Origin of the sequence: Thauera aromatica K172 (genome assembly GCF_003030465.1) — a bacterium.
Classification (GTDB): Bacteria; Pseudomonadota; Gammaproteobacteria; order Burkholderiales; family Rhodocyclaceae; genus Thauera; species Thauera aromatica.
This window is the reverse complement of the sequence record NZ_CP028339.1, coordinates 3,060,197-3,085,572: the sequence shown is the minus strand read 5'-3', so window position 1 is coordinate 3,085,572 and position 25,376 is coordinate 3,060,197. Positions and strand designations below refer to the sequence as shown.

32 protein-coding genes and 1 tRNA gene are annotated in these 25,376 nt (G+C 67.9%); 20 read left to right on the top strand and 13 right to left on the bottom strand.

Annotation, left to right across the window (positions count from 1 at the left end; all coding sequences use genetic code 11):
• The first annotated feature begins 268 nt into the window (after window positions 1–268).
• The 13 genes from Tharo_RS14660 (at window position 269) to Tharo_RS14600 (ending at window position 9,278) form a co-directional block, all read left to right on the top strand.
• On the top strand, window positions 269–1,654 hold the full coding sequence (locus Tharo_RS14660) for an integrase family protein (protein ID WP_107221835.1): 1,386 nt from the start codon (window positions 269–271) through the stop codon (window positions 1,652–1,654).
• A 42-nt stretch (window positions 1,655–1,696) separates the two neighbouring features.
• Window positions 1,697–1,975, top strand: a complete 279-nt coding sequence (locus Tharo_RS14655) for a type II toxin-antitoxin system RelE/ParE family toxin (protein ID WP_107221834.1) — start codon at window positions 1,697–1,699, stop codon at window positions 1,973–1,975.
• 11 nt (window positions 1,976–1,986) lie between these two features.
• Complete coding sequence (locus Tharo_RS14650; protein ID WP_107221833.1) at window positions 1,987–2,271, top strand: HigA family addiction module antitoxin; 285 nt, start codon at window positions 1,987–1,989, stop codon at window positions 2,269–2,271.
• Between the two features lie 4 nt (window positions 2,272–2,275).
• Window positions 2,276–2,566, top strand: a complete 291-nt coding sequence (locus tag Tharo_RS14645) for a helix-turn-helix domain-containing protein (RefSeq protein ID WP_107221832.1) — start codon at window positions 2,276–2,278, stop codon at window positions 2,564–2,566.
• A gap of 3 nt (window positions 2,567–2,569) precedes the next feature.
• Entirely contained in the window at window positions 2,570–2,851 is a 282-nt protein-coding gene (locus Tharo_RS14640) for a helix-turn-helix domain-containing protein (protein ID WP_107221831.1), read from the top strand.
• A 106-nt stretch (window positions 2,852–2,957) separates the two neighbouring features.
• Window positions 2,958–3,173 carry a hypothetical protein gene (locus Tharo_RS14635; RefSeq protein ID WP_159051713.1) on the top strand — a complete coding sequence of 72 codons (216 nt, stop codon included), beginning with the start codon at window positions 2,958–2,960 and terminating at the stop codon, window positions 3,171–3,173.
• Window positions 3,174–3,305: 132 nt separating this feature from the next.
• Window positions 3,306–4,133, top strand: coding sequence for a hypothetical protein (locus tag Tharo_RS14630; RefSeq protein ID WP_159051712.1), 828 nt, complete (start codon window positions 3,306–3,308; stop codon window positions 4,131–4,133).
• Window positions 4,134–4,235: 102 nt separating this feature from the next.
• Window positions 4,236–4,424 carry a DNA-binding protein gene (locus Tharo_RS14625; RefSeq protein WP_170110018.1) on the top strand — a complete coding sequence of 63 codons (189 nt, stop codon included), beginning with the start codon at window positions 4,236–4,238 and terminating at the stop codon, window positions 4,422–4,424.
• Window positions 4,421–4,864 carry a helix-turn-helix domain-containing protein gene (locus Tharo_RS14620; RefSeq protein ID WP_107221827.1) on the top strand — a complete coding sequence of 148 codons (444 nt, stop codon included), beginning with the start codon at window positions 4,421–4,423 and terminating at the stop codon, window positions 4,862–4,864. Before Tharo_RS14625 ends, Tharo_RS14620 begins: the two co-directional genes overlap by 4 nt.
• On the top strand, window positions 4,861–6,939 hold the full coding sequence (locus tag Tharo_RS14615; protein ID WP_245880917.1) for an AAA family ATPase: 2,079 nt from the start codon (window positions 4,861–4,863) through the stop codon (window positions 6,937–6,939). The genes Tharo_RS14620 and Tharo_RS14615 overlap by 4 nt, the downstream gene beginning before the upstream one ends.
• A gap of 366 nt (window positions 6,940–7,305) precedes the next feature.
• Complete coding sequence (locus Tharo_RS14610; protein ID WP_107221826.1) at window positions 7,306–8,001, top strand: phage replication initiation protein, NGO0469 family; 696 nt, start codon at window positions 7,306–7,308, stop codon at window positions 7,999–8,001.
• 57 nt (window positions 8,002–8,058) lie between these two features.
• Window positions 8,059–8,778 (top strand): 3'-5' exonuclease family protein, encoded by a 720-nt coding sequence (locus tag Tharo_RS14605; protein ID WP_107221825.1) that lies wholly within the window; start codon window positions 8,059–8,061, stop codon window positions 8,776–8,778.
• Window positions 8,775–9,278, top strand: a complete 504-nt coding sequence (locus Tharo_RS14600) for a RuvC family protein (RefSeq protein WP_107221824.1) — start codon at window positions 8,775–8,777, stop codon at window positions 9,276–9,278. The genes Tharo_RS14605 and Tharo_RS14600 overlap by 4 nt, the downstream gene beginning before the upstream one ends.
• A gap of 466 nt (window positions 9,279–9,744) precedes the next feature.
• On the opposite strand, the gene Tharo_RS14595 is transcribed toward Tharo_RS14600, so the two are convergent.
• The 10 genes from Tharo_RS14595 to ybgC form a co-directional block, all read right to left on the bottom strand.
• Window positions 9,745–9,820: transfer RNA gene (locus Tharo_RS14595), tRNA-Lys, on the bottom strand.
• 76 nt (window positions 9,821–9,896) lie between these two features.
• Window positions 9,897–10,598, bottom strand: coding sequence for a 7-cyano-7-deazaguanine synthase QueC (queC, locus tag Tharo_RS14590; protein WP_107221823.1), 702 nt, complete (start codon window positions 10,596–10,598; stop codon window positions 9,897–9,899).
• A gap of 79 nt (window positions 10,599–10,677) precedes the next feature.
• A complete protein-coding gene (gene queE, locus Tharo_RS14585) occupies window positions 10,678–11,349 on the bottom strand; it encodes a 7-carboxy-7-deazaguanine synthase QueE (protein WP_107221822.1) in 672 nt (223 codons plus the stop codon).
• Window positions 11,350–11,353: 4 nt separating this feature from the next.
• Entirely contained in the window at window positions 11,354–12,067 is a 714-nt protein-coding gene (gene ybgF / locus Tharo_RS14580) for a tol-pal system protein YbgF (protein ID WP_107221821.1), read from the bottom strand.
• A 1-nt stretch (window position 12,068) separates the two neighbouring features.
• A complete protein-coding gene (gene pal / locus Tharo_RS14575) occupies window positions 12,069–12,581 on the bottom strand; it encodes a peptidoglycan-associated lipoprotein Pal (protein WP_107221820.1) in 513 nt (170 codons plus the stop codon).
• Between the two features lie 65 nt (window positions 12,582–12,646).
• On the bottom strand, window positions 12,647–13,924 hold the full coding sequence (gene tolB, locus Tharo_RS14570) for a Tol-Pal system beta propeller repeat protein TolB (RefSeq protein ID WP_107221819.1): 1,278 nt from the start codon (window positions 13,922–13,924) through the stop codon (window positions 12,647–12,649).
• A 40-nt stretch (window positions 13,925–13,964) separates the two neighbouring features.
• A complete protein-coding gene (locus Tharo_RS14565; RefSeq protein ID WP_107221818.1) occupies window positions 13,965–14,921 on the bottom strand; it encodes an energy transducer TonB in 957 nt (318 codons plus the stop codon).
• The gene (locus Tharo_RS14560) at window positions 14,918–15,346 is read right to left on the bottom strand and encodes an ExbD/TolR family protein (RefSeq protein WP_107221817.1); all 429 of its coding nucleotides are present in this window, start codon (window positions 15,344–15,346) and stop codon (window positions 14,918–14,920) included. The genes Tharo_RS14565 and Tharo_RS14560 overlap by 4 nt, the downstream gene beginning before the upstream one ends.
• Window positions 15,347–15,368: 22 nt before the next feature.
• Complete coding sequence (gene tolQ, locus Tharo_RS14555) at window positions 15,369–16,037, bottom strand: protein TolQ (protein ID WP_107221816.1); 669 nt, start codon at window positions 16,035–16,037, stop codon at window positions 15,369–15,371.
• Window positions 16,034–16,492: a tol-pal system-associated acyl-CoA thioesterase gene (gene ybgC / locus Tharo_RS14550; RefSeq protein ID WP_107221815.1), complete on the bottom strand. Its 459-nt coding sequence runs from the start codon at window positions 16,490–16,492 to the stop codon at window positions 16,034–16,036. Before ybgC ends, tolQ begins: the two co-directional genes overlap by 4 nt.
• A 241-nt stretch (window positions 16,493–16,733) precedes the next feature.
• On the opposite strand from ybgC, the gene hslV reads away from it, so the two are divergent.
• The 3 genes from hslV to Tharo_RS14535 all read left to right on the top strand — a co-directional run bounded on the left by hslV (window position 16,734) and on the right by Tharo_RS14535 (window position 19,589).
• Window positions 16,734–17,270 carry an ATP-dependent protease subunit HslV gene (gene hslV / locus Tharo_RS14545; protein WP_107221814.1) on the top strand — a complete coding sequence of 179 codons (537 nt, stop codon included), beginning with the start codon at window positions 16,734–16,736 and terminating at the stop codon, window positions 17,268–17,270.
• Window positions 17,271–17,280: 10 nt separating this feature from the next.
• Complete coding sequence (gene hslU, locus Tharo_RS14540; protein ID WP_107221813.1) at window positions 17,281–18,618, top strand: ATP-dependent protease ATPase subunit HslU; 1,338 nt, start codon at window positions 17,281–17,283, stop codon at window positions 18,616–18,618.
• A gap of 95 nt (window positions 18,619–18,713) precedes the next feature.
• Window positions 18,714–19,589, top strand: a complete 876-nt coding sequence (locus Tharo_RS14535) for an AEC family transporter (protein WP_107221812.1) — start codon at window positions 18,714–18,716, stop codon at window positions 19,587–19,589.
• A 24-nt stretch (window positions 19,590–19,613) separates the two neighbouring features.
• Here Tharo_RS14535 and Tharo_RS14530 read toward each other — a convergent pair whose 3' ends face one another.
• Window positions 19,614–20,168: an SEL1-like repeat protein gene (locus Tharo_RS14530; protein ID WP_107221811.1), complete on the bottom strand. Its 555-nt coding sequence runs from the start codon at window positions 20,166–20,168 to the stop codon at window positions 19,614–19,616.
• Window positions 20,169–20,406: 238 nt separating this feature from the next.
• Here Tharo_RS14530 and Tharo_RS14525 point away from each other — a divergent pair, with 238 nt between their 5' ends.
• Complete coding sequence (locus Tharo_RS14525; protein WP_107221810.1) at window positions 20,407–20,811, top strand: pilin; 405 nt, start codon at window positions 20,407–20,409, stop codon at window positions 20,809–20,811.
• A 650-nt stretch (window positions 20,812–21,461) separates the two neighbouring features.
• Here the strand turns inward: Tharo_RS14525 and Tharo_RS14520 are convergent.
• Window positions 21,462–21,776: a hypothetical protein gene (locus tag Tharo_RS14520; RefSeq protein ID WP_107221809.1), complete on the bottom strand. Its 315-nt coding sequence runs from the start codon at window positions 21,774–21,776 to the stop codon at window positions 21,462–21,464.
• Between the two features lie 345 nt (window positions 21,777–22,121).
• Between Tharo_RS14520 and Tharo_RS14515 the strand changes: the two genes are divergently transcribed.
• The gene (locus Tharo_RS14515; RefSeq protein ID WP_107221808.1) at window positions 22,122–22,346 is read left to right on the top strand and encodes a DUF4160 domain-containing protein; all 225 of its coding nucleotides are present in this window, start codon (window positions 22,122–22,124) and stop codon (window positions 22,344–22,346) included.
• Window positions 22,343–22,789, top strand: coding sequence for a DUF2442 domain-containing protein (locus Tharo_RS14510; protein WP_107221807.1), 447 nt, complete (start codon window positions 22,343–22,345; stop codon window positions 22,787–22,789). Before Tharo_RS14515 ends, Tharo_RS14510 begins: the two co-directional genes overlap by 4 nt.
• Before the next feature lie 111 nt (window positions 22,790–22,900).
• On the opposite strand, the gene Tharo_RS14505 is transcribed toward Tharo_RS14510, so the two are convergent.
• Window positions 22,901–23,938 (bottom strand): GGDEF domain-containing protein, encoded by a 1,038-nt coding sequence (locus Tharo_RS14505; RefSeq protein WP_107221806.1) that lies wholly within the window; start codon window positions 23,936–23,938, stop codon window positions 22,901–22,903.
• Between the two features lie 303 nt (window positions 23,939–24,241).
• On the opposite strand from Tharo_RS14505, the gene Tharo_RS14500 reads away from it, so the two are divergent.
• The gene (locus tag Tharo_RS14500; RefSeq protein WP_211309622.1) at window positions 24,242–25,318 is read left to right on the top strand and encodes a tellurite resistance/C4-dicarboxylate transporter family protein; all 1,077 of its coding nucleotides are present in this window, start codon (window positions 24,242–24,244) and stop codon (window positions 25,316–25,318) included.
• The last annotated feature ends 58 nt before the right edge of the window (window positions 25,319–25,376 follow it).

The following is a 25,376-nucleotide window of genomic DNA, read 5'->3' as shown; positions in this document are numbered from 1 at the left end:
AGGAAAATGCCCCGGCCGAAGCCGGGGCATTTTCCTTGTTTTCTTGGTAGGCCGTGCGGGACTCGAGCCTGAGACCAACGGATTAAAAGTCCGCAAGACATTGTATTTTTCGGGGTTGAAGGATATGCACGAAAAACGCTAAACCACATGTTTTTACGCTTGTTTCTGACTTCACGCATTGATGAGCGTTGAGCGATATTGCTAGAATCTGGCTACACCGTGGCTACACGGAACCGCCCATGTAGCCAAACTAGCCGGAGTCGCCAGCATGCAACGCGAGCGCCTGACCCCCGAAAGAATCCGCCGCTTCACCTGCCCCGAGGGAACAAAACAGGTTTTCTTGTTGGACTCCGAAGCGCCGCGCCTTGCCGTGCGTGCGACCGCTGGCGCGAAGTCGTATATCTTCGAGAGCAAGCTGAACCGGCAAACCATCCGCGTGACCATCGGGGACGTTCGCGCCTGGAACCTCGACGGCGCCCGCGCCGAGGCCCGCCGCCTGCAAACCGAGATTGACCAGGGTAACGACCCGCGAGAGCAGAAGCGCGAGCGCATCGCCGCCGCCGAAGCCCGGCGTGAGGAAGAGCGCCGAACCGAGGAACCCGCGCTCGTGGCCTGGGAGGCATACATCGAGGCCCGCCGCCCGAAGTGGGGCGAACGCAGTTACCAGGACCACTTGAACCTGAGCAAAGCGGGGGGCGAGACCATCACGCGCGGGCGCAAGACGACCAAGGACGGCAAGACCCAGCCCGGAGCACTGCGCCCCTTGCTGGCGCTGCCGCTGTCCAGAATCGACGCCAAGACCGTGCGCGCCTTCCTGAAGGACGACGCCGCCAAGCGCCCGACGCAAGCCGCGCTCGCCTTCCGCCTGCTGCGCGCCTTCCTCAACTGGTGCGCCGACCGCCCCGAGTACCAGGGACAGATTCACGCCGACGCCTGCGCCGGCCGCATCGCCCGCGATGAACTGCCCAAGCGCCAAGCCAAGCAGGACGCACTGGAACGCGAAATGCTGCGCCCTTGGTTCGAGCACGTGCGCGCCATCCCCAACCCGGTGCAGGCCGCCTATCTGCAAGTGGCCTTGCTGACTGGCGCACGCCGCGAAGAAGTGGCCGAAATGCGATGGACCGACGTCGACTTCCGCTGGAGCAAAATCATCATCCGCGACAAGGTGGAAGGCGAGCGCACCATCCCGCTGACGCCCTATGTCGCCGGCCTGCTGCAAGACCTGAAGCGCCGCAACGACACCCCGCCGCCCGAGCATCGCATCCTTCACGGCAAGCGCACCCGCAACGACCTTGATGCCTGGGAGCCTTCGCCCTGGGTGTTCGCCAGCAAGACAGCCGCATCCGGCCGCCTGCAAGAGCCGCGCATTGCGCACAACCGCGCCTTGAGGGACGCCGGCCTGCCGCCGCTGACGATTCACGGCCTGCGCCGCAGCTTCGGCAGCCTGTCCGAGTGGTGCGAAGTGCCCGCCGGCATCGTGGCGCAAATCCAAGGCCACAAGCCGAGCGCGACCGCTGAGAAGCATTACCGCGTGCGACCGATTGACCTGCTGCGCCAGTGGCACACGAAGATTGAAGCATGGATTCTGGAGCAGGCCGGCATCGAGCAGGCGCACCAGGAAGAGACCGCGCCCGCGCTGCGCGTGGTGGCGTGAGTGGTTTTGCCGGCTGTTTTGTAAAGCGGTAATATACGGGCTATGATTACATCGTTTCGCCATAAGGGGCTTGAGGCTTTCTTCAGGACAGGCACGCAAGCGGGAATCCAGCCCATGCACGCCAAGCGCCTGAGCGAGATGCTGACCGCTTTGCACGCTGCCGCTGGTCCTGCCGACCTTGCCCGCCCCGCATGGCGACTGCACGGATTGTCAGGCGACCGCGCCGGATTCTTTTCGATGACGGTACAGGCCAACTGGCGTTTGACCTTCCGTTTCGTAGGCTCTGACGTGGAGCTGCTGGACTATCTGGACTATCACTGAGGCGCACGGCAATGGATATGCACAACCCCGCACCCCCTGGCGAACTACTGGCCGGCTGGCTGGAAGATATGGATATGAGCGTGACCGCCTTTGCCGCCCACATCGGCATCAGTCGCGTGATGCTTTCGCGCATCCTGCACGGGCACGCCGCCATCACCGCCGACATGGACCTTAGGCTGACTGAGGCGCTGGGCACGACGCCCGGATTCTGGCTGAGGGTGCAGATGCAGCGCGATATGTGGAATGCCGGCCTGCGCGCCAAGGAGCGCCCGCCCGTGGCGCGGATTGCAGCCTAAAGCCATGAGCACCGCATTCGAGAGCATCAAGCGTGGCCTGCAAGAGGCCATCGAGCATGCCGAAGGGCATCCCGCGCCGGGCACACGGATTCGCCGCCCGCGCCCGGTGGATGTGAAGGCCCTGCGCGCCAAGGTGGGCATGACGCAAGAGCAGTTCGCCGCGCGCTTCGGGTTCTCGACGGCAACCCTTCGCCATTGGGAGCGAGGCGACCGCACGCCGCACGGCCCCGCGCTGGTGCTGCTGAACGTCATCGAGCGCAACCCCGCCGCCGTCATCGAGGCCCTGAGCGCCTGACCGATGACTGAGCTTGCTGACCTGAAGGCCCGCATCCTGGCGAACCCCGAAGCCCGCGCCGAGTACGGCGCGCAAGCGCCGGAGTTCGACCTTGCCCGCGAGCTTATCGCCGCCCGCGCCCGCGCCGGCCTGACGCAATCCGAGCTTGCCGAGCGCATGCACACGACGCAATCGACCATCGCCCGCCTGGAGAGTGGCCGCACCATGCCGAGCATGCGCACCCTGGCCCGCTACGCCGAGGCCACCGGAAGCCGCGCCGTGGTGCGATTGGAGCGCACCGCCTGACCGAGAAGAACCGCCGCCGGCCGGATGCCGGCATGAAGCGGGGCGCGCGTGGTGCAGGAACACCGCGCCGCCCCTGACCATGAAGCAATCACTGGAGAATCACATCATGGCTACCGAGAACCTTACCACCACCACCCGCAATGACACCCGTCGCGCTGCAAAGGCCGCGCTGCGCTCGTTCGGCATCCAGCGCTTCCGCGTGCTGTGGCTGCGCGACGGCAAGGAGCGCAAGAGTCCGTGGTTCTACTCGAAGGAGCGCGCAGACCAGGCGCGTGATGCGATGGCCGACAAGTACGGCCGCGCGATTGTCTACGTCGACTGAGCGCAGGTTCATTCGACGCCGCCTAACCGACCAACGCCGCCCCTACCCCGACGGGGGGAAGAGCCGGACACCATCGCCGGCCTGGGGCGGCACCCTTTCCGATGGCGCGCACGATGGAGCGCAGACCGAGACATGACCGACCGAACCGACCGAGCAGCTATGCGGGGAGCCCTGGAGCTGAAGCGCCCGTCCGCATCCGCCGACGTAGCGTGGAACAAGGCCGTCCGCACCCCCTGGGTGAAACTGACCGCCGAAGAGCGCGCCGCCGGCTGGCCCGACGCCTTCACGCCCGAAAACCTCGCCCGGCTGCAACATCCATACGAGGGCACCGACCCCGAGAAGAAGCGAGCCAGACGAGACCAAGCCGCGCTGCTTGACGCGCTGCGCACCAACATCGAGGACGGCACCCTGCCGACCGTGGAGCGCACCAGGACGGAGAACGAGATGGAGCGACGCGCCGTCACGAACTGGAACGCGCCCCGCTCGACCTGGGCGCGTGGACTTTTCTGCAACGACGACCGCCCCCCGACCGTGATTCAACCCATCAAGGTAGGCGAGCGCACCGTTACCTGTCACGTCATCGAGCGCGCCGCTTTCCGTGACTTCCTGGCAGCGCAAGGCATCGAGCCAAGCGAACACATCCGCGCATGGCTTCGCCCGCTGGAGCAAGCCGAGGCGCGCCAGAAAGAGGCCGAGCCCGCCAGCCTCACCCCCATGAAGCGCGCCGCCATCATCAAGCGCCTGGGCCGAAGGTTCGAGGCTCTTGCTTCGGCTCTCGACCGCCCCGAGCTGTGGGCGAAAGCCTGCCGCGTACCGGAAGGGGCGAGCCCTGACGGTAAGCGAGGCTGGTACTATCTGGAGAGCATCGAGGCGGAGTGCTGCGCCCGGTACGGTGGCCCCTCGCCCGCCGCCGCCGTCGACATGAGTCCGGCCGGGCAACTACGCGCCATCGGCAAGTAACCCCCGAATTCCCCACGAGGAAACCCCGGATTTTCCCGCTTTTCCCCAACTCGTTGAACTGCATCCCATGCCGCACATGCGGAGTGATTGGAGTTCAACGAAATGGGAATCTCGACTGAAGAACTGGCCGGCCAACTGCGCCTGAAGCCGCAGAGCTTGCGCGCTGCACTGTGCAGGGATGGGCACTACTTCGGCCTGCGTCCGCGCAAGATGCCGAACGGTCGCCTCCTGTGGCCTACCGATGCGGTGGAGCGCCTGACCTCGCCGCGTCCGGTGGAGGTGGCGCAATGAAAAGCGCCCGGCCCGCCGAAGCAGTACCGAGCGCGAACACCAGCGCCCATTCTACCCCGCAGCAAACCGACCTGCCCGGCCTGGAGCGCGCCAGCGAAGCGCCGACCCTGCCCAGCCCGAACACCCGGGCGGCCGAAGCCCTCGCCCTGCTGTTGAAACGCGGAGACCTCGACCAGCGCCAATTCCTCGACGACGCCGGAGGCTGGCGACTGGCCGCCGCCGTGCATGTCCTGCGTGGCCTGGGCTGGCGCATCGAGACCGAGCGCGTGCCGGTGACGCTTGCCAATGGCGAAGCTGCCCACATCGCCCGCTATCGCCTCGACCGCCCCTCGCGCCCGCACCAAGCCGGCCTCATCCGGCCCGACCTCGCCGCGTGGCTCGCCCTCGCTGCGATGCTGACGGCTGACGCCTTCGCCCGCGCCGTCCCGTGGTTCGCATGATGAAGCCCCGAGACTTCGACCCCGGACGCGAGCTTGAGCGCGCCCGGTCCGCGCTGTGGAGCCTGGACGCCGGATGCCCGCGCCCGGAATGGGTGCGCCTGGGCATGGCCGCGAAGGCCGCCGGCCTCGCCTTCGAGGACTGGCACGCCTGGAGTGAGACCGCCGGCAACTACCGCGATGAATCGGACTGTCTTTCGACCTGGAACAGCATGAAGGGCGAAGGCATCGGAGCGGGGACGCTGTTTGCTGCTGCCCGCGCCGCTGGATGGCAGGACACGACCGACGGGAGCCCGGCTCCGGTCCATCCTGTATTTGACAGTCGACCAGTCAACCGACAGACAGAGGACCGCTCAGAACGCGCCAGAACGGCACAGGAGCCGCAAACGCCCCGCCGGGAGGGCAAGGGTACGTTCGCCGACCCTGCCGCCCTCTGGAGCCGATTTGAGCCCGCCCCCGCCGCGCATGACTACCTGACCCGCAAGGGCATCGCCCCCGATGGCCTGCGCATTGCATCGGCCGGCCTGACCATCGCCGGGCACGACTGCGCCGGCTGGCTGGCGCTGCCTGTCTGGAACATCGAGCGTGGCGAGCTGCAAAGCCTGCAACTGGTGAGCCCCGAGGCCGGTCCGCCGAAGCTGAGCCTGCCCGGCTGCCGCATTGCCGGTGGTGCGCTGGCGGTGCACCAGGATGCGCCAGAAGGCCGCCCAAGCCCCGAAGCCTTCGCGGGTGGCGTGGCGTATCTGGCCGAAGGCGTGGCGACCGCTGCGAGCCTGTATCAAGCGACCGGCCGCGCTGCGGTGGCGTGCTTCGGCAAGGGCAATCTCGACACCATCGCCCGCGCCCTGCGCCAGCACTACCCCGGCCTGCGCCTCGTGCTGTGCCCCGACCGGGGAGCCGAGCACCAGGCCGCAGCGATTGCCGCCGGCATCGGTGGCCCGGTGGCCTGGGTAGCGCTGCCCGAGAGTTGCCCGCCGAACTACGACGCCAACGACTACGCCGCCGCGCACGGCCTCGACGGGCTGGCCGAACTGCTGAAGACCGAGCGCACCCCGCCGCAACGCTTCCGCCCTGTGAGCGCAGCCGAGCTGGTGAGCCGCCCCCCTGTGCGCTGGCGCGTGCGTGGCGTGCTGCCGCTGGAGGGCATCGCCGCTTTCTATGGCCCGCCATCGTGCGGAAAGTCCTTCCTCGCACTCGACCTGCTGGCCGCCATCGCCGCCGGCCGTGACTGGTTCGCCTGCCGGGTGAAGCCCGCCCCTGTGCTTTACATCGGCCTGGAAGGCGAAGCCGGCATCGCGCAACGAGTCCGCGCGCACCAGGCCCGGCACGGCATCGCGGATGCAATGCGCTTCATTCTGGCCCCCCTCGACCTGCGCCAGCCCCAAGACCGCGCCGACATTATCAGCGCCGCCCGCGCCGCCGGCCAGCCCGGCGGCGTGCTGTGTATCGACACCCTGGCCGCATCCGCGCCCGGCATGGACGAGAACACCAGCGCCGACATGGGCGAAGTCATCGCCGCCCTGAAGGCCCTGCAAGCCGAGCTTGGCGGGCTGGTGCTGGCCGTGCATCACACCGGCAAGGACAGCACCAAGGGGCTGCGTGGGCATTCCTCCCTGCTTGGTGCGCTGGACGCCGCCATCGAGGTAACGCGCACCGACGACCGGCGGGAGTGGCGCACCGCCAAGAGCAAGGACGGCAGCGACGGAGACGCGCACCCCTTCCGCCTGGAGGTGGTGGAGCTGGAGACCGACGAGGACGGCGAGCCGGTTACGTCCTGCGTGGTCGCGCCAGAAGAGCGCGCCGCCGATGCGCTGCGCCGGGTGGCGCTGCCCGGTGGTGGAAACATGCGCCTCGCCTTCGATGCCATCGCCGCCGCCCTGAAGGACGCCCGCGCCTATGGCATGGCTTCCGCCCCGCCCGGCCGCCCCTGCATCCCGCTGGAGACCGCAACGACCGCAGCCGGCAATGCGCTGCCTTGCGAACCCAAGCGCCGCCGGGAGCGAGCGCAAGCCGCCATCACCGGACTAGTGGGCCGTGGAAACCTGGGGCACGCGGAGGGGTGGATATGGCTTTCCTGAAAACCCTTCCCGTTCGTCCCGTTCTTTCCCGCCCCGTATACGGGGGGCGGGAAAAACGGGAAATCCCGGAGTTCCCGAAACGGACCGAAACGGGAAAAACGGGAAAACACTCGACCCCGCCCCGCTGCCGCTGGTGCGCCCACTTCGCCCGCCCCGGCCGTGCCCTCGGCTACTGCGCCAGCGCCGACCGGCCCGACCTGCTGCCGGCCTATGGCGAGCATCACCCGCTGCGCCGACTGCCCGCCGACCAGGGCGAGAGCTGCGCCGGCTTCCGGCTGCATCCGGCCCTTGGTCCGTGACCAGGATGAACACCACCAGACCGAGACCAAGACCGAGCCGACCATTCCCCCTTCTGGAGCATCTGAAATGGCACTGACCATCACCGCAACCGACTCGACCGAGTTCGAGCTTCCCCCCGCTGGCGCGACCGCTGCCCGCTGCTGCGCCGTCATCGACCTGGGTTCGCAGGAATCGACCTACCAGGGCGAGACCAAGACGCAGCCGAAAATCCTGCTGACGTTCGAGCTTGCCGAGCTGCGCAGCGACGGCACCCCGCACCGGGTGAGCCGCCGCATGACCGCGAGCCTGCACAAGAAAGCGCAACTGCGCGCCTTCCTGGAGCAGTGGCGAGGCCGCGCCTTCACCGATGAAGAGCTGCGCGCCTTTAATGTGGGGAAGCTGCTGAACGCGCCTTGCATGCTGAATCTGGTGCACATCGAGCGCGCCGGCAAGCAGTACGCCAACATCCTGAGCGTGTCGCCCGTCCCGAAGGGCATGAGCGCGCCCGAGCTGGCTGACGCGGCCGTGCTGTTCGACTTGTCCGCGCCAGACTGGAACGTCTTTGCCGGGCTGTCCTCGCGCCTGCAGGAGACCATCAGCGCCTCGCCCGAGTACCAGGCCGCCAGCGCGCCCAAGTCTGTGAGCCTGCCTGCGCCGGTCGCATCGAGGCCCGCCCCTGCACCAGCCCTGAGCGCACAGCCCCCGGCCCCCGCCGCCCCTGCGCAGACGTATGCACCCGCTGGCGCTGGCTTCGCAGACTTCGAAGACGACATCCCCTTCTGACCCCACACAACGCGCCGCCGGCCCGCACGGGCTGGCGTGCGCCTGGAGACCCAAGCCATGACCATCATCTATCTGGACATCGAGACCGCGCCGACCGAGGACGCGGACACCATTGCCGCAATCCGCGCCGGCATCCGCCCGCCGGCCAACTACAAGAAGCCCGAGACTGTTGCCGCTTGGCACGAGACCGAGGGCGAAGCCGCCGCGCTGGAGGCCATCGGCCGCACCGCCCTGGACGGAGCCGCCGGGCAGGTTATCGCCATCGGGCTTGCACGCGACGACGACGCGCCCCCGCTGGTGCTGACCCGCACGACCGACCAGGCCGAAGCCGAGCTATTGCGCCGCTTCTTCGAGGTGGTGCAGGACTGGACCGCCGCCGGAGCCGTCACCAGCGCCGAAGGCCGCACCATCTGGCCGGATGCGCCGTACTTCATCGCGCACAATGCCGCCTTCGACCTGGGCTTCCTGTGGCGACGCTGTATCGTGCACGGCCTGCGCCCGCCCTTCCCGCTGCCCGGCCCGAATGCCCGGGCCGGCAGGGAATACGGCTGCAGCATGATGGCGTGGGCAGGCTACCGCGAGCGCATCAGCCTGCAAGCCCTGTGCCGTGCCCTGGCGCTGCCCGACCCGAAGGCCGAGGGCAACGGCTCGCAAGCGTGGCAGTGGTGGAAGGCCGGCGACCTGGAACGGGTGGCGACCTACTGCGCCGGAGACGTGGAAGCCGTGCGCGGCATCTGGCACCGCCTCGCGCCGATGCTGGGAGGGGTTGCGGCATGAGCGCCCGCCTTTTCCTGGGTATCGACCCCGGTCTATCTGGTGCGCTGGCCGTGCTGACTGACGCCGGCCGGCTGGTCGACGTGGTGACGATGCCGACCGAGCCGCACGGCAAGAGCCGGCGCGTGTCGGGCCGCGAAGTCCGCGCCTGGCTGGAGGGCATCACCGAAGCGACCGGCGGCGCGCCCTTCGCCTTGTGCGTGCTGGAGCAGGTAGCGAGCCGGCCCGGACAGGGTGCGCCGAGCATCTTCACCTTCGGCCGTGCCTTCGGAGCCGTGGAAGGCGTGCTGTCCGCGCTGGCGGTGCCGACCGACTACGCGGCCCCGCAGGCCTGGAAGCGCGCCTTCGGCCTGACCAGCGACAAGGCCGAGAGCATCAGGAAGGCAATCGACCTTGTGCCCGGCCTGGCTGGCTGGCCTCGACCCAAAGGACCGACGCACGACCAGGCCGAAGCGGTGCTGCTGGCCGAGTTCGCCCGCCGCCGCTGGAGCGGGAAGAGCTGACGCGGTGGAATGGGTGCGGCAGCCTTCCGCATCGCCGCCCCATCCTGCTGCACCAGGCCGGGAGGCTTCCGGGTCCTTCCGAGCCGTCCCCGCCGCGGGTAATTCGAACCGTGCCCTCTGGCTAATTGAGAATTATTCCAAGGGGGGTTCTGTTAATGCATGTGCTGGTTGCGCCCCGCGAGCTGGGCAGGCAGTGAAGGCCGCCGCCGCAGAAACTTAACCCGATTAACCCCTGGCAACTTTCTGGCGCTGGCGGAGCGCCGGGGTTCGAACTACCCGCGGCGGGGACGGCTCGGAAGGACCCGCTTGACCGCTGGCGCTGGGAGAGTTCGCACGCTGCACCAGCGAGGCCGGCCGCGTGGCTGCGCGGTGGCTACACTGCCCGGATTTGGCTACATGGTGGCTACATGAGGCCGGAAAGCAAAAAGGCCAACCCCGAAGGATTGGCCTAAGTGCCTGATTTTCTTGGTAGGCCGTGCGGGACTCGAACCTGCGACCAACGGATTAAAAGTCCGCTGCTCTACCAACTGAGCTAACGACCCGAAAAACGAGCGCGAATCATAGTGGATGGCTGTCGATGCGTCAACAGCGGAATGCCGTCTGCAGCGCGTGTGTGCTTCAGGCGAGGGGTGGCTGGTAGGGCGTCGGGTCGTCGATGGCGGCGGCGGTGAAGCCGGCGGCGCGCAGGCGGCAGGCCTCGCAGCGGCCGCAGGCGCGGCCGGCGTCGTCGGCCTGGTAGCAGGTCACGGTGAGGCCGTAGTCCACGCCGAGCGCGCTGCCGCGGCGGATGATGTCCGCTTTCGACAGCGCGATCAGCGGCGCGTGGATGCGCAGGCGGGCGCCTTCGACGGCCGCCCGGGTGGCGAGGTTGGCCATGGCCTCGAAGGCTGCGATGAACTCGGGGCGGCAGTCGGGGTAGCCGGAATAGTCCACCGCGTTGACTCCGACGAAGATGTCGCTGGCGCCGAGCACTTCCGCCCAGGCCAGCGCGATCGACAGCATCACCGTGTTGCGTGCCGGCACGTAGGTGACTGGAATGGCGGACTCCCCCACGGCGCCTTCGTCCTCGGGCACGGCGATGGCGGGGTCGGTGAGCGCCGAGCCGCCGAACTGGCCCAGGTTGACCCGCGCCAGGCGGTGTTCCTTTGCGCCGAGGGCGTCGGCGACCCGCTTCGAGGCGGTCAGTTCGGCGGCGTGGCGCTGGCCGTAGGCGACCGACAGGGCGTAGGTCTCGAATCCCTGGTCGCGGGCGATCGCAAGGCAGGTGGCGGAATCGAGGCCGCCGGAGAGAAGGACGACGGCGCGGGGAGGCGTGTTCATGAGGCGAGGCTCCAGGAAGTCGGAAACGGCCGGCGGAGCCGGCTGCCGTGGGCCCGGCAGCGCAGGGCGGCGAGGGCGTTCAGCGCCCGCGGGCGTCGTCCCACAGGATCTTGTGCAGCTGCAGCTGGAAGCGCACCGGGAGGCGGTCGCGCACGATCCAGCCGGCGAGTTCGGCGGGGGCGAGGCTGCCCGCCACCGGCGACAGCAGCACGGGGCAGCGTTCGGCGAGGGCGTGCTCGGCGATCTGCCGCTTCGCCCATTCGTAGTCGGCAGCATCGGCGAGCACGATCTTGAGTTCGTCGTGCGCGTTGAGCAGGGCGAGGTTGGCGTAGCGGTTCTTCGCGGCTTCGCCCGAGCCCGGTGCCTTGAGGTCCATGATGCGCGACACGCGCGCATCGACGCCGCCGATGTCGAGCGCGCCGCTGGTCTCCAGCGACACCGAATGGCCGGCGTCGCACAGCGCGGTGAGCAGCGCCGGGCAGCCCTTCTGCGCGAGCGGCTCGCCGCCGGTCACGCAGACGTGGCGCAGGCCATGGCGGGCGACTTCGGCGAGGATGTCGTCGACGCTGCGGGGGCTGCCGCCGCTGAAGGCGTAGGCGGTATCGCACCAGGTGCAGCGCAGCGGGCAGCCGGTGAGGCGGACGAAGACGGTGGGCAGCCCGACCCGGCTCGATTCGCCCTGGAGCGAGGCAAAGATTTCGGTGATGCGCAGACGGACGGTGGCGTCCGCCCCGGTCTCGATCGGCGGCATGCGCTCAGCGGGCGCTCAGGCGCTGGCGTGCGACCTGGGCGGCGTTGCTCTGCGGGTAGCGCTCGACCAAGCCCTGCAGCGTGCGGCGTGCGGCGGCGGCATCGCCCATCGCCTGCTGGCTGTTGGCCAGCCCGAGCATGGCGTCGGGGGCGACGTTGTCCTGCGGCCAGTTCTGCAGCACGGCATTGAAATGCTTGTTGGCGCTGGCGGTATCGCGACCCTGGAGGGCGGCGTTGCCGGCCCAGAAGTGGGCGCCGGCGCTGAAGCTGCCGTTCGGGTAGCGGGTGAGGAAAGTGTCGAAGGCGGTGAGCGCGTCCTGGTGCTTGCCTTCCTTGAGCAGGTTCAGGGCGGCCTCGTAGTCGGCGGACTCCGCCGCCGGGTCGCCGCCCGCCCGTGCGGCGGGGGCGCCGGTTTCGATCTGGCGCAGACGCGCGTCGAGATCGACGTAGAAATCCTTCTGCCGCTGCTTGAGCGTTTCCACCTCGTTCGTCAGCAACTCGATCTGGCCGCGCAGGCGCGCCACCTCGGCGCGCAGCTGCTCGTTCTGCATCGCGAGTTCGAGCTGGCCGCGGCCGGTGGTTTCGAGCTGGCCCTGGACGTCCTGGCGCAGCTGATGGATCTGGTTGCGGGCTTCCGTGTCGCCCCCGAACAGCTGGGCGTGCGCCGGGCCGACGGAAGCGAAGGTGAGGAATGCCGCCAGCGGCAGAAGGCGCTTCATTTTAGAACTCGCCGGAGTAGAGCATTTCGCCGCGGCGGTTCTGGGCATAGCAGGCCTCGGTGCGGTCGTCGCAACGCGGCTTCTCTTCACCCAGGCTGACCGACTCGATCTGCGCTTCGCGCGCGCCCAGCAGCATCAGCGCCTGCTTGACGACGTCGGCGCGCTTCTGGCCCAGGGCGAGGTTGTATTCGCGGCTGCCGCGCTCGTCGGTGTTGCCCTGGACGAGCATCTTCATCTGCGGGTTCTGCACCAGGAAGCGGGCGTGGGCTTCGATCAGCGGACGGGCTTCGGGCTTGATGACGAAGCTGTCGAAGTCGAAGAACACGTTGCGCTTGGAGAGGATGTTGTTGGGGTCGGTGAGCGCGGCGATGCCGCTACCCGCAGCGCCCGGGGCGGTCACGGTGGCGACGCCGGCGCCGCGGTCTTCGACCGAAGCTCCGGTGGTTTCGGGACCGGTGCTCGAGCACGCGGCGAGGGCCAGGGCGAGCAGGGCGGGGAGGGCGAGTTTCTTCATGAGAGTGCTCCAGTACTTGTGTTGTGAAGACAGCAGAGGGGTGCGGCGTTTGCGCCGCGTTGTCGTTACCGGATCTGCGGACCCCAGGCGGGTTCGCGGACATCGGCGGCCTGCACCGTCAGTCGCTGACGGATGCGCCCGTCGGTCGACACCGCCGACAGCACGCCCCGGCCACCGCTGTCGGTGGCGTAGAGGATCATGCGGCCGTTGGGGGCGAAGCTGGGCGATTCGTCGCGTGCCGAATCGGTGAGGATCGTGGTCTGCCGGCTGGCGAGGTCGAGCGCGGCCACCTGGAAGCGGCCGGCGTTGCGGGTGATGAAGGCAAGCAGCTTGCCGTCGCCCGACAGACGCGGCGAAACATTGTAGTTGCCGTCGAAGCTCACCCGTTCGGCGTTGCCGCCGCTGGCGGGAATGCGGTAGATCTGCGGGCTGCCGCCGCGATCGGAAGTGAAGTAGATGTGGCCGTCGGTACCCCAGAACGGCTCGGTGTCGATGCCGGAGGACTGGGCCAGGCGGCGCACGCCGGAGCCGTCGGCGCCGAGCGCGTAGAGCTGCGACTGGCCGTCCTTGGTCAGCACCACGGCGAGCTGGCTGCCGTCGGGCGACCACGCCGGGGCCGAGTTCGAGCCCTTGAAGTTGGCCACCACGCGGCGCTGGCCGGTGGCCAGCGCATGGACGTAGATGATCGGCTTCTTCTGCTCGAAGGAGACGTAGGCCAGGCGCTGGCCGTCGGGCGACCACGCCGGCGAGATGATCGGCTCGCGCGAGCGCAGCGCGGTGGCGGAATTCATGCCGTCGGCGTCGGCGACCTGGAGTTCGAAGTTCGGCCCGGTCTTGACCACGTAGGCGATGCGGGTGGCGAAGTAGCCGGGCAGGCCGGTGAGCTTCTCGTAGACGAAGTCGGCGATGCGGTGGCCGATGAGGCGGTTCTGCGCCGGGCTCATCGGCAGCGCCATCGCCCCCAGCTCGAGCTGCTTCTGGGTGTCGAAGAGGCGGAAGCGCGCTTCGTAGCGGCCATCGGCGAGCGGCGCGAGGGTGCCGGTCAGCACCGCGTCGGCGCCGCGCCCGCGCAGCGCGGCGAGATCGGGGCGCACCGCCTCGGGCAGCGGCAGCGGGCCGAGGTCGACGAGGCTGAACAGGCCGCTGCGCTCGAGGTCGGCGCGCACCACGTCGGTTACGCTCTGCGGCAGGCGGCCTTCGTTTTCGAAGATCGGGATCGCCACCGGGAAACGCGCGGCGCCGGCGCCGGTGATCTCGATCGAGAGCTGGGCGTGGGCGGCGAATGCGAGGCCGGCGAGCAAGGTGGCGACGAGCAGGCGGAAGGCGGAAAGGGGATTCTTCATGGTGGTTCGGCTCCAGCCGCGGATTATAGACATGGCGGACTCAATCGTCCGCCAGCGGGCGGAATTTCAGCTCCAGCGTGCGCTGGAACAGGTTGCGGTTTTCGGGTAGCGGCAAGGGGCTCGATCTCCGGATCGCGCGCTCGATCGCATCGTCCAGCGCCGGCACACCCGACGAGCGCTTCAGGCGCACGTTGAGCACTTCGCCGCTGGGCAGCTGGTCGACCTCGAACACCGCTTCGGGGTTGCCGGCCAGGCCGGGCGGACGCAGCAGGTTGCCGCGCACCTTGCCGGCGATCGCTGCGCGGTAGCGGTCCACGTCGCCTGCGCTCCCCGCCGCGGCGGCGCGCGCGCCTTCCTGGCGCAGCAGGTTGTCGAGGCGGGCCTCCTCGGCGCGACGGGTTTCCTGCGCCAGGCGCTGCGCCATGTAGTCGTCCTGGACCGGCTGGGGAGCGGGTTTCGGTTCCGCCTTGGGCTGCGGCTTGGGCTCGGGCTTGGGTTCCGGTTTCGGCTTCGGCTCGGGCTTGGGTTCCGGTTTCGGCTTCGGCTCGGGCTTGGGTTCGGGCTTCGGCTTGGGTTCGGGCTTGGGCTTCGGTTCGGGCTTCGGCGCGGGTTTGGGGGGCTCGGGCTTTTTCTCCGGCGCCTTGGTCACGATTTCGGGCTTGGGGGCCGGCACGGGCTTGGGCGGTTCGGGCTTGGGCTCAGGTTTGGGTTCGGGCTTCGGCTCAGGCTTCGGCTCAGGCTTCGGTTCGGGCTTGGGCTCCGGTTTCGGTTCGGGCTTTGGTTCGGGTTTCGGTTCCGGCTGCTGACGTGCGGCGGGGAGGGCGGTTTGCGCGGGCATTGAGGTCAGCCCTACCTCAAGCGCGGCCGGTGGCGGGCTCTGCCAGCGCACGCCGAAGAACAGAAACAGGAAAAGCCCCACGTGGACAGCCAAGGCCAGTCCTAGTGACTGCCACTTGCCGGGCGCCTCACGGCGGGATGGTGCTGGGTGATCCCTCATTTCGCGGTCGTCGCACTCTGGGTGACGAGGCTGATCTTGCGCACCCCGGCGCTGCGTGCAGTCTCGAGTACGTCGATTACCTTCTGGTATTCGAGTTTGCTTTCGGCTGCGACGAGGAAGGTCTGCTCCGGGTTCTTCGCGATTGCGTCCTTCAGGGCAGTTTCTAGCTGATCATTGCGGATCGGGAGCGAATTGCCGCTGGTGCTGGGGCGCAGGGCTAGCGCTAGCCCCCCGCTCGTGCCGGTCTTGACCTCGATGAAGATGGCCTCGGCTTGCGGCGGGGGGGTGCCCGCACCCGCGGACGGGACGTTGATCGTGCCTTGCTGGATCATCGGCGCGGTGACCATGAAGATTACCAGCAGCACCAGCATCACGTCGATGTAGGGCACGACGTTGATCTGGTTCATCAGGCGGCGCTGTCGCATGGGGCTGTGCTCTCCCGTCCGCTCAGCGCAGGTTGCGCTGCAGGATGTTGGAGAACTCTTCCATGAAGCTCTCGAAGCGGATGCCGAGGCGGTCGATGTCGTGGGCGAAGCGGTTGTACGCCACTACCGCCGGAATCGCCGCGAACAGGCCGATCGCGGTGGCGACCAGGGCTTCGGCGATACCGGGGGCGACCTGGGCGAGGGTGGCCGAGCCGACGCTGGAGAGGCCGCGGAAGGAGTTCATGATCCCCCACACGGTGCCGAGCAGGCCGATGTAGGGCGACACCGAGCCGACCGAAGCGAGAAAGGCGAGGTGGGCCTCGAGGTCGTCGATCTCGCGCTGGTAGGTGGCGCGCATCGCGCGGCGCGCGCCGTCGAGGGTGGCGCCGTGGTCGTGGCCCTTGGTGCGCAGCTTGGTGAATTCGCGGTAGCCGGCCTCGAAGATGCGTTCCATGCCCTCGGCCTGATGGCGGCCGGCGGATTCGGCCAGGGTGTTGAGGTCGCCGCCGCTCCAGAAGTCGCGCTCGAAGCCGTCGGTGTTGCTGCGCGCCTGGCGGATCTGGAACGACTTGCGGAAGATCCAGTACCACGACACCAGGGACAGGCCGGCGAGCAGCGCCATGACGAGCTGGACGAGGACGCTCGCCTGGCTGATCAGGCTGAGGATGGAAAGATCGTGGGTGACGGTCATGCTGGGCTTTGGAGAAGGGCGTGGAGGGATGGGGGAATCGCCGCCGGGCGCTGGCGGCGCAGATCGACACAGGCGACAAGCACCCGGGCGCTGAACAAAAGTTCGTCGCCGCGGCGTACCTGCTGGTCGAACTGCAGGCTGGCGCGGCGCAGGGTATCGATGCGGCTGACGACTTCGAGGGCGTCGTCGAGCCGGGCCGAAGCCAGGTAGTCGGCATGCAGCGAACGCACCACGAAGGCGATGCCTTCGCCGGCGAGCAGCGCCTGCTGGCCGACGCCGAGCGCGCGCAGCCATTCGGTGCGCGCGCGTTCGCAGAACTTCAGGTAGTTGGCGTAGTACACGACGCCGCCGGCATCGGTGTCCTCGTAATAGACTCGGACCGGCAGGACGAAGTGCGGCGCGGCGGCGGACGGGGTGCTGGCGTCGGCCGAGGCGCGAGTGGTTCTCGGGTGCATCGCCGCATTCTAGCCGAGCGCGCGCGGCCGGTGCATGACCTGTTGCAAATCTTGATATTTCTATTTGCGCAAAGCTTAATGCTTGTTGTGAAAGCATTTTTACCGAAATATGGTTTCCCGCGCGCCGCCTGCCCGGGCACTGGGCCGTGCGCGCCGGCCTATTCCTCCCGCTGCCGTATCGCGCATACTTGCGGGTTTACGCAGTCACACGGCGCCGGCACCCGGCCGGCGAGGAATCGTCATGGAACAATATCGCGGCACCACTATCCTGTCGGTCCGGCGCGGCAAGCGCGTCGCCCTCGGCGGGGACGGCCAGGTCACCCTGGGCAACATCGTCATCAAGGCGTCGGCGCGCAAGGTGCGCACCCTGTACAACGGCCAGATCCTGGCCGGCTTTGCCGGCGGCACGGCGGATGCCTTCACCCTGTTCGAGCGCTTCGAGGCCAAGCTCGACAAGCACCAGGGCAACCTCCTGCGCAGCGCGGTGGAACTGGCCAAGGACTGGCGTACCGACCGCATGCTGCGCCGCCTCGAAGCGATGCTCGCGGTCGCCGACCGCGAGCACTCTCTGGTGATCACCGGCAACGGCGACGTGCTCGAGCCCGAGCAGGGCATCGTCGCCATCGGCAGCGGCGGCGCCTACGCCCAGGCCGCGGCGCGCGCGCTGGTCGAGAACACCGAGCTCGAGCCCAAGGAAATCGTCTCCAAGGCGCTCGGCATTGCCGGCGACCTGTGCATCTACACCAACCACCACCACACCATCGAAGTGCTGGACTGAGGGCACCCCCATGACCCAGATGACCCCGCCGGAGATCGTCTCCGAACTCGACAAGCACATCGTCGGCCAGGACAAGGCCAAGAAGGCCGTCGCCATCGCGCTGCGCAACCGCTGGCGGCGTGCCCAGGTCGACGAGCCGCTGCGCAGCGAGATCACCCCCAAGAACATCCTCATGATCGGCCCCACCGGCGTCGGCAAGACCGAGATCGCGCGCCGCCTCGCCCGCCTCGCCCATGCGCCCTTCATCAAGATCGAGGCGACCAAGTTCACCGAAGTCGGCTACGTCGGGCGCGACGTCGACACCATCATCCGCGACCTGATGGAAATCGCGGTCAAGGACGGCCGCGAGCGGGCGATGAAGGCGGTGCGCGACCGCGCGCTGGACGCCGCCGAAGACCGCGTCCTCGACGCCCTGCTGCCGCCGGCACGCGCGGTCGGCTTCGATGCCGCGGCCGAACCGGCGCCCGATTCCGCTACCCGGCAGAAATTCCGCAAGAAGCTGCGCGAGGGCGAACTCGACGACAAGGACATCGAAATCGAACTCGCCGCGCCCTCGATGCAGGCCGAGATCTTCGCCCCGCCGGGCATGGAGGAGCTCACCCAGCAGATCCAGGGCATGTTCCAGAACATGGGCGGGGGCAAGAAGAAGCAGCGCAAGCTCAAGATCCGCGAGGCCTTGAAGCTGCTCGCCGACGAAGAGGCCGCGCGCATGATCAACGATGAGGAAGTCAAGCTCGACGCGCTGCGCGCGGTCGAGCAGAACGGCATCGTGTTCCTCGACGAGGTCGACAAGATCGCCGCGCGCAGCGACGCCCACGGCGCCGACGTCTCCCGCCAGGGCGTGCAGCGCGACTTGCTGCCGCTGGTCGAAGGCACGACGATCTCGACCAAGTACGGCATGATCAAGACCGATCACATCCTGTTCATCGCCAGCGGCGCCTTCCATCTGTCCAAGCCGAGCGACCTAATCCCCGAGCTGCAGGGCCGCTTCCCGATCCGCGTCGAGCTCGGCTCGCTGTCGGTGGGCGATTTCGAGCGCATCCTCACCAGCACCGACGCCTGCCTCACCCGCCAGTACCAGGCCTTGCTCGCCACCGACGGCGTGGCGCTCGAATTCACCGCCGACGGCATCCGCCGCCTGGCCGAGATCGCCTTCCAGGTCAACGAGAAGACCGAGAACATCGGCGCCCGCCGCCTGTACACGGTGATGGAAAAGCTCCTCGAGGAAATCTCGTTCGAAGCCGGCAAGAGCGCCGCCCTGGGCAAGGTCGTGATCGACGCCGGCTACGTGGACGGCCGCCTCGACGTGCTCGCCCAGCGCGAGGACCTGGCGCGCTACGTGCTTTAAGCCGCGCGCTGCGCGCGTTTCCGATTGCCGGGTCGGCCTGCGCGGCCGGCCCGGCTGCGTTTCCGCCCCGAAGCGGCCCTGTCGAGCGCGACCCCATGCTGCTGCGAATCGTCTCCATCCTGTTTCCGCTGTTCGCGATCACCGCGCTCGGCTACTTCGTCGGCCGGCGGATGAAGCCCGACCTGGCGCACGCCAACCAGCTCAACATGGACGTCTTCGTCCCCGCGCTGATCTTCGCCGCGCTCGCCGGCAAGGCGTTCGAGGTCAGCGCCTACCTGCCGCTGATCGCCGCCACCGCGCTGGTGGTGGCGGGCTCGGGGGCGGCGGCGTGGGGGCTCGCGCGCGCCACCGGGATCGCGCCCAAGACCCTGGTGCCGCCGATCATGTTCAACAACTGCGGCAACCTCGGTCTGCCGCTCGCGGTGCTCGCCTTCGGCGATGCCGCGCTGGCGCCGATGGTGGTGATCTTCATGGTCTCCAACCTGGCGCATTTCTCCTTCGGCGCCTGGCTGCTCGACCACCGTGCGCGCCTGCACACGGTGTGGCGCGTGCCCTCGGTGTTCGCCACCCTCCTCGGGCTGGCGGTCAGCCTCACCGGCTTCGAAGTGTGGCCGCCGCTCTTGATGGCGATCCGCATGCTGGGCGAGATCTCGATTCCGCTGATGCTGCTCGGCCTCGGCGTGCGCCTGGCCGACTCGCGCATCGGCGAAATCGGCATCGGCGTGCTCGGCGCGCTCGCCCGCCCGCTGATCGGGATGGCGCTGGCCTGGCTGGTGCTGCAGCTCATTGAGCTGCCCGCGCGCGAGCAGGCGATGCTGCTGGTGTTCGGTGCGCTGCCGCCGGCGGTGCTGAACTTCATGTTCGCCGAGCGTTACCGCCAGGAGCCGGCCAAGGTCGCCTCGATGGTGCTGATCGGCAACCTCGCCGCGATCGCCTTCCTGCCCCTGGCGCTGGCCCTGGTGCTGGACTGAGCGCGCGCTGCCGCGCCGCCGGCTTCAGGCCGGGGCGGCGGTGTCGCGCAGTGCCTGCAGCACCACCGTGCGCTCGATCGCATCGAGCGCTGCCGCCAGCTCCGCCGGGCTCTGCGCCGGCCGTGCCGGGTCCTGCAGGTGGCGCATCAGCTGCGGGGCGATGACGTGGCCGCGGCGCGCCGCCTGGCGCAGCCATTCCATGCCCGCGGTCTCGTCGGCAACCATTCCGGTGCCGGCCAGGGTGCACCGCCCGAGCCAGTACAGCGCTTCGGCGTCGAGCTGGCGCGCGGCCTTCTCCAGCCACGCCACCGCCGCCGTCACCCAGCCGTGTTCCAGCAGCAGCAGCGCCAGCTCGCACTGCGCCGGCGCCGCGCCGCGGTCGGCGTCGAGGATCATGCCGCGCGCTTCGGCCTCCAGGCGCAGCGGCGACAGCGCTAGCACTTCGTCGAGCCGCACCCGGGTGGCTTCGCCCGCGGCGCCGTCCACCGCGCACAGCGCGCCGCCGGCCAGCCGCCGCCACAGCGTGCGCTTGCTCAGGCCGGTGAGGGCGGCGGCGGTGTCGAGGCGGATAGCGTCCATGGCGGGGCGAGACGGGAGAGGGCGGGAGGGGGCGGGAGGGGGCGGGGAAGGGACACAGTGTAGCGCGGCGCTGGCGCGCCCGCGCGCGGGGTCTGGCACGGGCGAGTGTGCCAGCCGTCCTGAAAACCACCTCCGGCGGGCATGGCACGGGGTTTGCTCTGTACAAGCCGAGGCGCGGGCCGCAGCGCGGCTGGCGGCGGAAATGTCACCGGGTACAAACCCTTCAAGGAGAAGGAAGATGAAAAAGATGCAACAGGGCTTCACCCTGATCGAACTGATGATCGTGGTGGCGATCATCGGGATTCTGGCGGCGGTGGCGCTGCCGGCCTATCAAACGTATACAAAGAAGGCAAAATTTTCAGAGGTGATTTTGGCGACTGCACCTTATAAACTGGCTTTTGAAGTGGCCGCTCAAGAGGGAAGAATTACAGCGTTGGCTGGTGTGGATTCTGGTGGTAGCGGTATCCCGGCGGCAGCTGGTGCTTCTGGTGTTGTTGCCTCCGTTGCAGTGGATGAAGGGGTAATTACGGCGACAGGTTCAAACGCTGTGGACAGCCTTACGTATACTTTGACTCCTAATGGAGTTACTGCTCCTATTCAATGGACAATTGGCGGTACTTGTATTGCAGCCGGAGTTTGCTGAGATCGTAGTATGAAATAGGGGACAGACCCCAATTTCTCTAAGCTTGACCGCAAGGCCCGCCGAGGTTGTCCCCGGCGGGCCTTGTCTTTCGCGGCGTAGAACGAAATAGGGGACAGACCCTGATTTCTCCATTATGGGAGGCTGCGGCAGCCCTGCCTCTACGCCTTAATCCCTTTGATATCAGGGCATCCGTCCGGACGGCGCTGTAGGGGCGACCCGGCGGGTCGCCCCTACGTCCAGGGCTGCCGCAGCTACGCAGACGCATTTTCTGGCAGCCAAAGTCGCGGTGTAGCGGTGTGGCGGAAGGCCTGGCGCCTTTCCGTTCCATGGGGGCTCAGCCGACCACGCGCAGCACTTCCCAGCGCGGCGAGCCGGAGACGACGAAAGGTTCGAGGTCCTGGCTCCACTGCTTGTGGGCGAAATAGGGGACAGACCCTAATTTCTCCACTATGGGTGGCTGCGGCAGCCCTGCTCCTACGCCTTAATCCCTTTTATATCAGGGCATCCGTCCGGACGGCGCTGTAGGGGCGACCCGGCGGGTCGCCCCTACGTCCAGGGCTGCCGCAGCTACGCAGACGCATTTTCTGGCAGCCAAAGTCGCGGTGTAGCGGTGTGGCGGAAGGCCTGGCGCCTTTCCGTTCCATGGGGGCTCAGCCGACCACGCGCAGCACTTCCCAGCGCGGCGAGCCGGAGACGACGAAAGGTTCGAGGTCCTGGCTCCACTGCTTGTGGGTATCGAGGGTGGCGAGCCTGTCCCAGGCGGCGTTCAGTTCGGCGAGGTCGCGGATCAGGATCTCGGCCTGCACCGTGGCCTCGCGCGTGCCGACCGAGCCGGTGAGGATGCGGACGTTTTCCGCCTTCCAGCCGATCTGGCTGCCGATTTCCCTCATCCAGCGTTGCAAGGCGTCGACCACCTCGGCCTTGTAGCCGAAGCGCGCGTCGATGCTCCAGCGTGCGACCATCATGATGCTTCTCCTCTCTCTGCCGGGCGGGGGCGGCCCGTGTCGTCGATGCCCCCTCGCCGGGGTCTGGTCCCCGATCTCCCCCTGGCAACATCCACGTCGGCGGCCGGGCTTTCACTATAGTTCACCGCCCCTCGGACGCTACGCGGCGCTGGCCGGGCGCGCGGCCGAGGCTCACTTCTGTACGGGCCGGAGAAATAGCGCCCGATTCCTCCCCACGGACGGAGGTCGAGGTGCCCAGGTCGTCGCACCGCCATCGGGTTGGATGTGCGCGGCTACTTCCTTGATTTAGGGCAAAATTTGCCCTAGCATCGGGCCGTGGCGAAAATACACGCGGAATCGAACTGGATGATAAAGGTGCTCAACGGAGAGCACGCTCCCGTTCATGTGCATGTCGTCCATCCTGACGGCATGGCGGTGGTCTATCTCGACGGCAGCGCGCTGAATGCGCACCAGAAAGTTCCGGCAGCCGTCCTCAACGCCGCTGCCGCGTGGGTCGTTGCTCACGAAGCCGAAATCCGCGCCGAATGGAAACGGCTCGACAACCCCGAAGATAGAGGAGAGAAGCCATGAGCAAAACTGCTTACCGCATCGCCGCCGTCGCCGCCTTGCCGGGGAGCCGTCTGCGCGTTGAATACGTCGGCGGCAATCTCATCGAGGTCGATCTGTCGGAACTCATCGCGGGTAGCCGCGCCATGAGTCACCTCGCCGATGCCGAGCAGTTCGCTGCCGTCCGCGTCGGCGACTACGGGTGGACGGTCGTGTGGGACGACGATGCCGAGATGAGTTCCGACCGCCTCATGGAGATGGCGCTCGAGCAGCGGGGTCGCACCGACGCCCTGGAGTTCCGCCGCTGGCAGGAGCGCAATCATCTGTCACTCAATGCGGCCGCCGAGGCCATCGGCCTGACGCGCCGCACGGTCAGCCAGTACCGCACCGGTGTACGCCCTGTCCCGCGCACGGTGGCGCTGGCGTGCAAAGGATGGGAGGCCGAGCGCGACCACGCACCGGTCTGACCCGCCCCGGTCTCCCTGATTTTCCGCCGGACGGATGTGCCGCGCCGCTTCGAGAGGACCGACGTCCTGCCGGGCGGACGCAGCGGGCGGGGCGTCATAGTGGGCGGGGCGTCATTTGAGGTCGAACAGCGCGTCGATGTCGAAGTCCGTTCCGGCCGGCGCTTCCTCCTTCCTGGCGATGAGGCCATCGCCGAGCAGTCGTTCGTAGCAGGAAACCCGGTTGCGGCCGTTGTCCTTGGCGAAATAGAGCGCTTCGTCGGCGCGGCCGACGACGTCGGTCGGCACGTCCGTTTCCGCCACCGCGGTGAAGCCGATGGAGCAGGTCACCGTGCCGACCTGGGGGAAGGGGTGGCTTTCCACCGAGACCCGGAAGCGCTCGAACGTGGCCAGCGCCTGCGCTTCGTCCGGTGCGTTGAGCAGGACGACGAACTCTTCGCCGCCGAAGCGGAACAAGCGGTCGCCGCTGCGGAAGGTCTTGCGCATCAGCTCCCCCATGCGCAGCAGAACCTCGTCGCCGAAGAGATGGCCGAACGAATCGTTGATCCGCTTGAAATGATCGATGTCGATCACGGCAAGCCAGGCCGGGCTGTCGTTTTGTGCGGCATGCCGGCGCTCGTCCATGACCTCGTCATCATCGGGGGTGGGCGGCGTCAGCAGCCGGTCGAAGGTCTCGTCGAACGTCTTGCGGTTGAGCAGGCGGGTCAGCGAGTCGAGTTCGCTGTAGTCGAGCAGCCTGATCTGGTTGCCGTAGATGCGGGCCAGGACCGCGATCTCGCCCGACACCTCGTCCGCCGGCTTCGACTGCGGGCCGTGATCGGTGCCGTAGGCCAGGATCAGCGGCTCACCGCCCAGTTCCGATGCCTGCAGCATCAGCGCGCCGCACACCCGGCCGTGCACGACGCGGGTGATGTCCCTGCCGTCGCTGCGCACCTGGTCGAGGAGCGGGGGCCAGAGGGCGAGGGCCGAATTCATGATCGTCGGACCGGAACACAGCCTGAGCGTGGCCTCGCCCTGCGGCGCGCAGGCGAAAATCCCCACGTCGGCCTTGCCGCCGAGGAGCAGGGATACGGTGCGCAGCAGCGTGTAATGCAGTTTTGCCCTGTTCCTGCTGGCGGAGATGGCCTCAACGTTGCGAAGCAGCGACAGCACCCTCGGCCCCCCGTCTTCGATGAATTTCTTGTTCTTCGGAAATGACGGAAACGAAAGAGCAATCCCCGATTTCCCGAGCAGCGGCTTGTGCGCGGATCATACCTCAGTCGCGGCTTCGAGCCTTGCCGTGCCATCCGGCAGTCACGCCACCCGGCATCGACCTTGCACCCGGCGCGGATCGGGAGCCGCGCCGTGCCGGCCATCCTCGCGATCGCGACCTGCCGGGGTATGGACCCGGACCGGGAGGCATCTCGCTGCGTGCTATTCTTTTTCCCCTGATCCCGGCGTGGATAAGGAGGAGACATGTCCCGAGCAGGCGCAAGCCGCCTCCTGGCCGATCTCGCGGCCATGTCGCCGGCGTATTTCGGCGTGGTCATGGCGACCGGGATCATTTCCCTGACGGCCGACCTGCTCGCCATGCCGCGACTGGCATGGGCGCTGTTCGTGGTCAATTGCGCGATGTACGGCGTCATCGGCCTGCTGTACGTGCTGCGCATGATCCGCTTTCCGCAGCGCTTTTTCGGCGACATGGTCGATCACCTGCGCGGTCCGGGCTTCTTCACCGCGGTTGCGGCGAGCAGCATCCTCGGCAGCCAGTTCCTGATCCTCGCCGGCAGCGAGCGCGCGGCGCTCGGGCTGTGGTTCGTCGCGATCGCGCTGTGGGTGGGGCTGACGTACACGATCTTCACCGCGTTCACCGTCAAGGAGCAAAAGCCGACATTGGACCAGGGGATCAGCGGCGGCTGGCTGCTCGCGGTCGTCGCGACCCAGTCGATCGCGGTGCTCGGCGCGCTACTCGCAAACCACCTCGCCCAGCCTTACCGGCTCGAACTGAACTTCCTCGCCCTGTCGATGTGGCTGTGGGGCGGGATGCTGTATATCTGGATGATGTCGCTGATCTTCTACCGCTACACGTTTTTCCGGTTCTCTCCCGGCGATCTGACGCCGCCGTACTGGATCAATATGGGCGCGATGGCGATCTCGACGCTGGCCGGATCGCTGCTGATCGTGAATGCGCCCGACGCCCCGTACCTGAGTTCGCTGCTGCCCTTCCTCAAAGGCTTCACCGTGTTCTACTGGGCGACCGGCACATGGTGGATTCCGATGCTGGTCATTCTCGCCCTGTGGCGCCACGTGTATAAGCGCTTTCCGCTGAAATACGACCCGCTGTACTGGGGCGCGGTGTTCCCGCTCGGGATGTACGCCGCGAGCACCCACTGGATGGCCGCGGCGATGCAGTTCGATTTTCTCCAGGGGCTGCCGCGGATCTTCCTGTACACCGCGCTGGTCGCCTGGGGCACTGCGTTCATCGGCCTCGCGCGCGACCTGTGGCGGCGCACGGGCGCGACATGGGCGTCGCGCAGCAGCGCCGGGCGGTAGCGGAATCGGGATTTATCCCGCGGTTCGACGCTCATATACTTACTACGTTAGTACAACG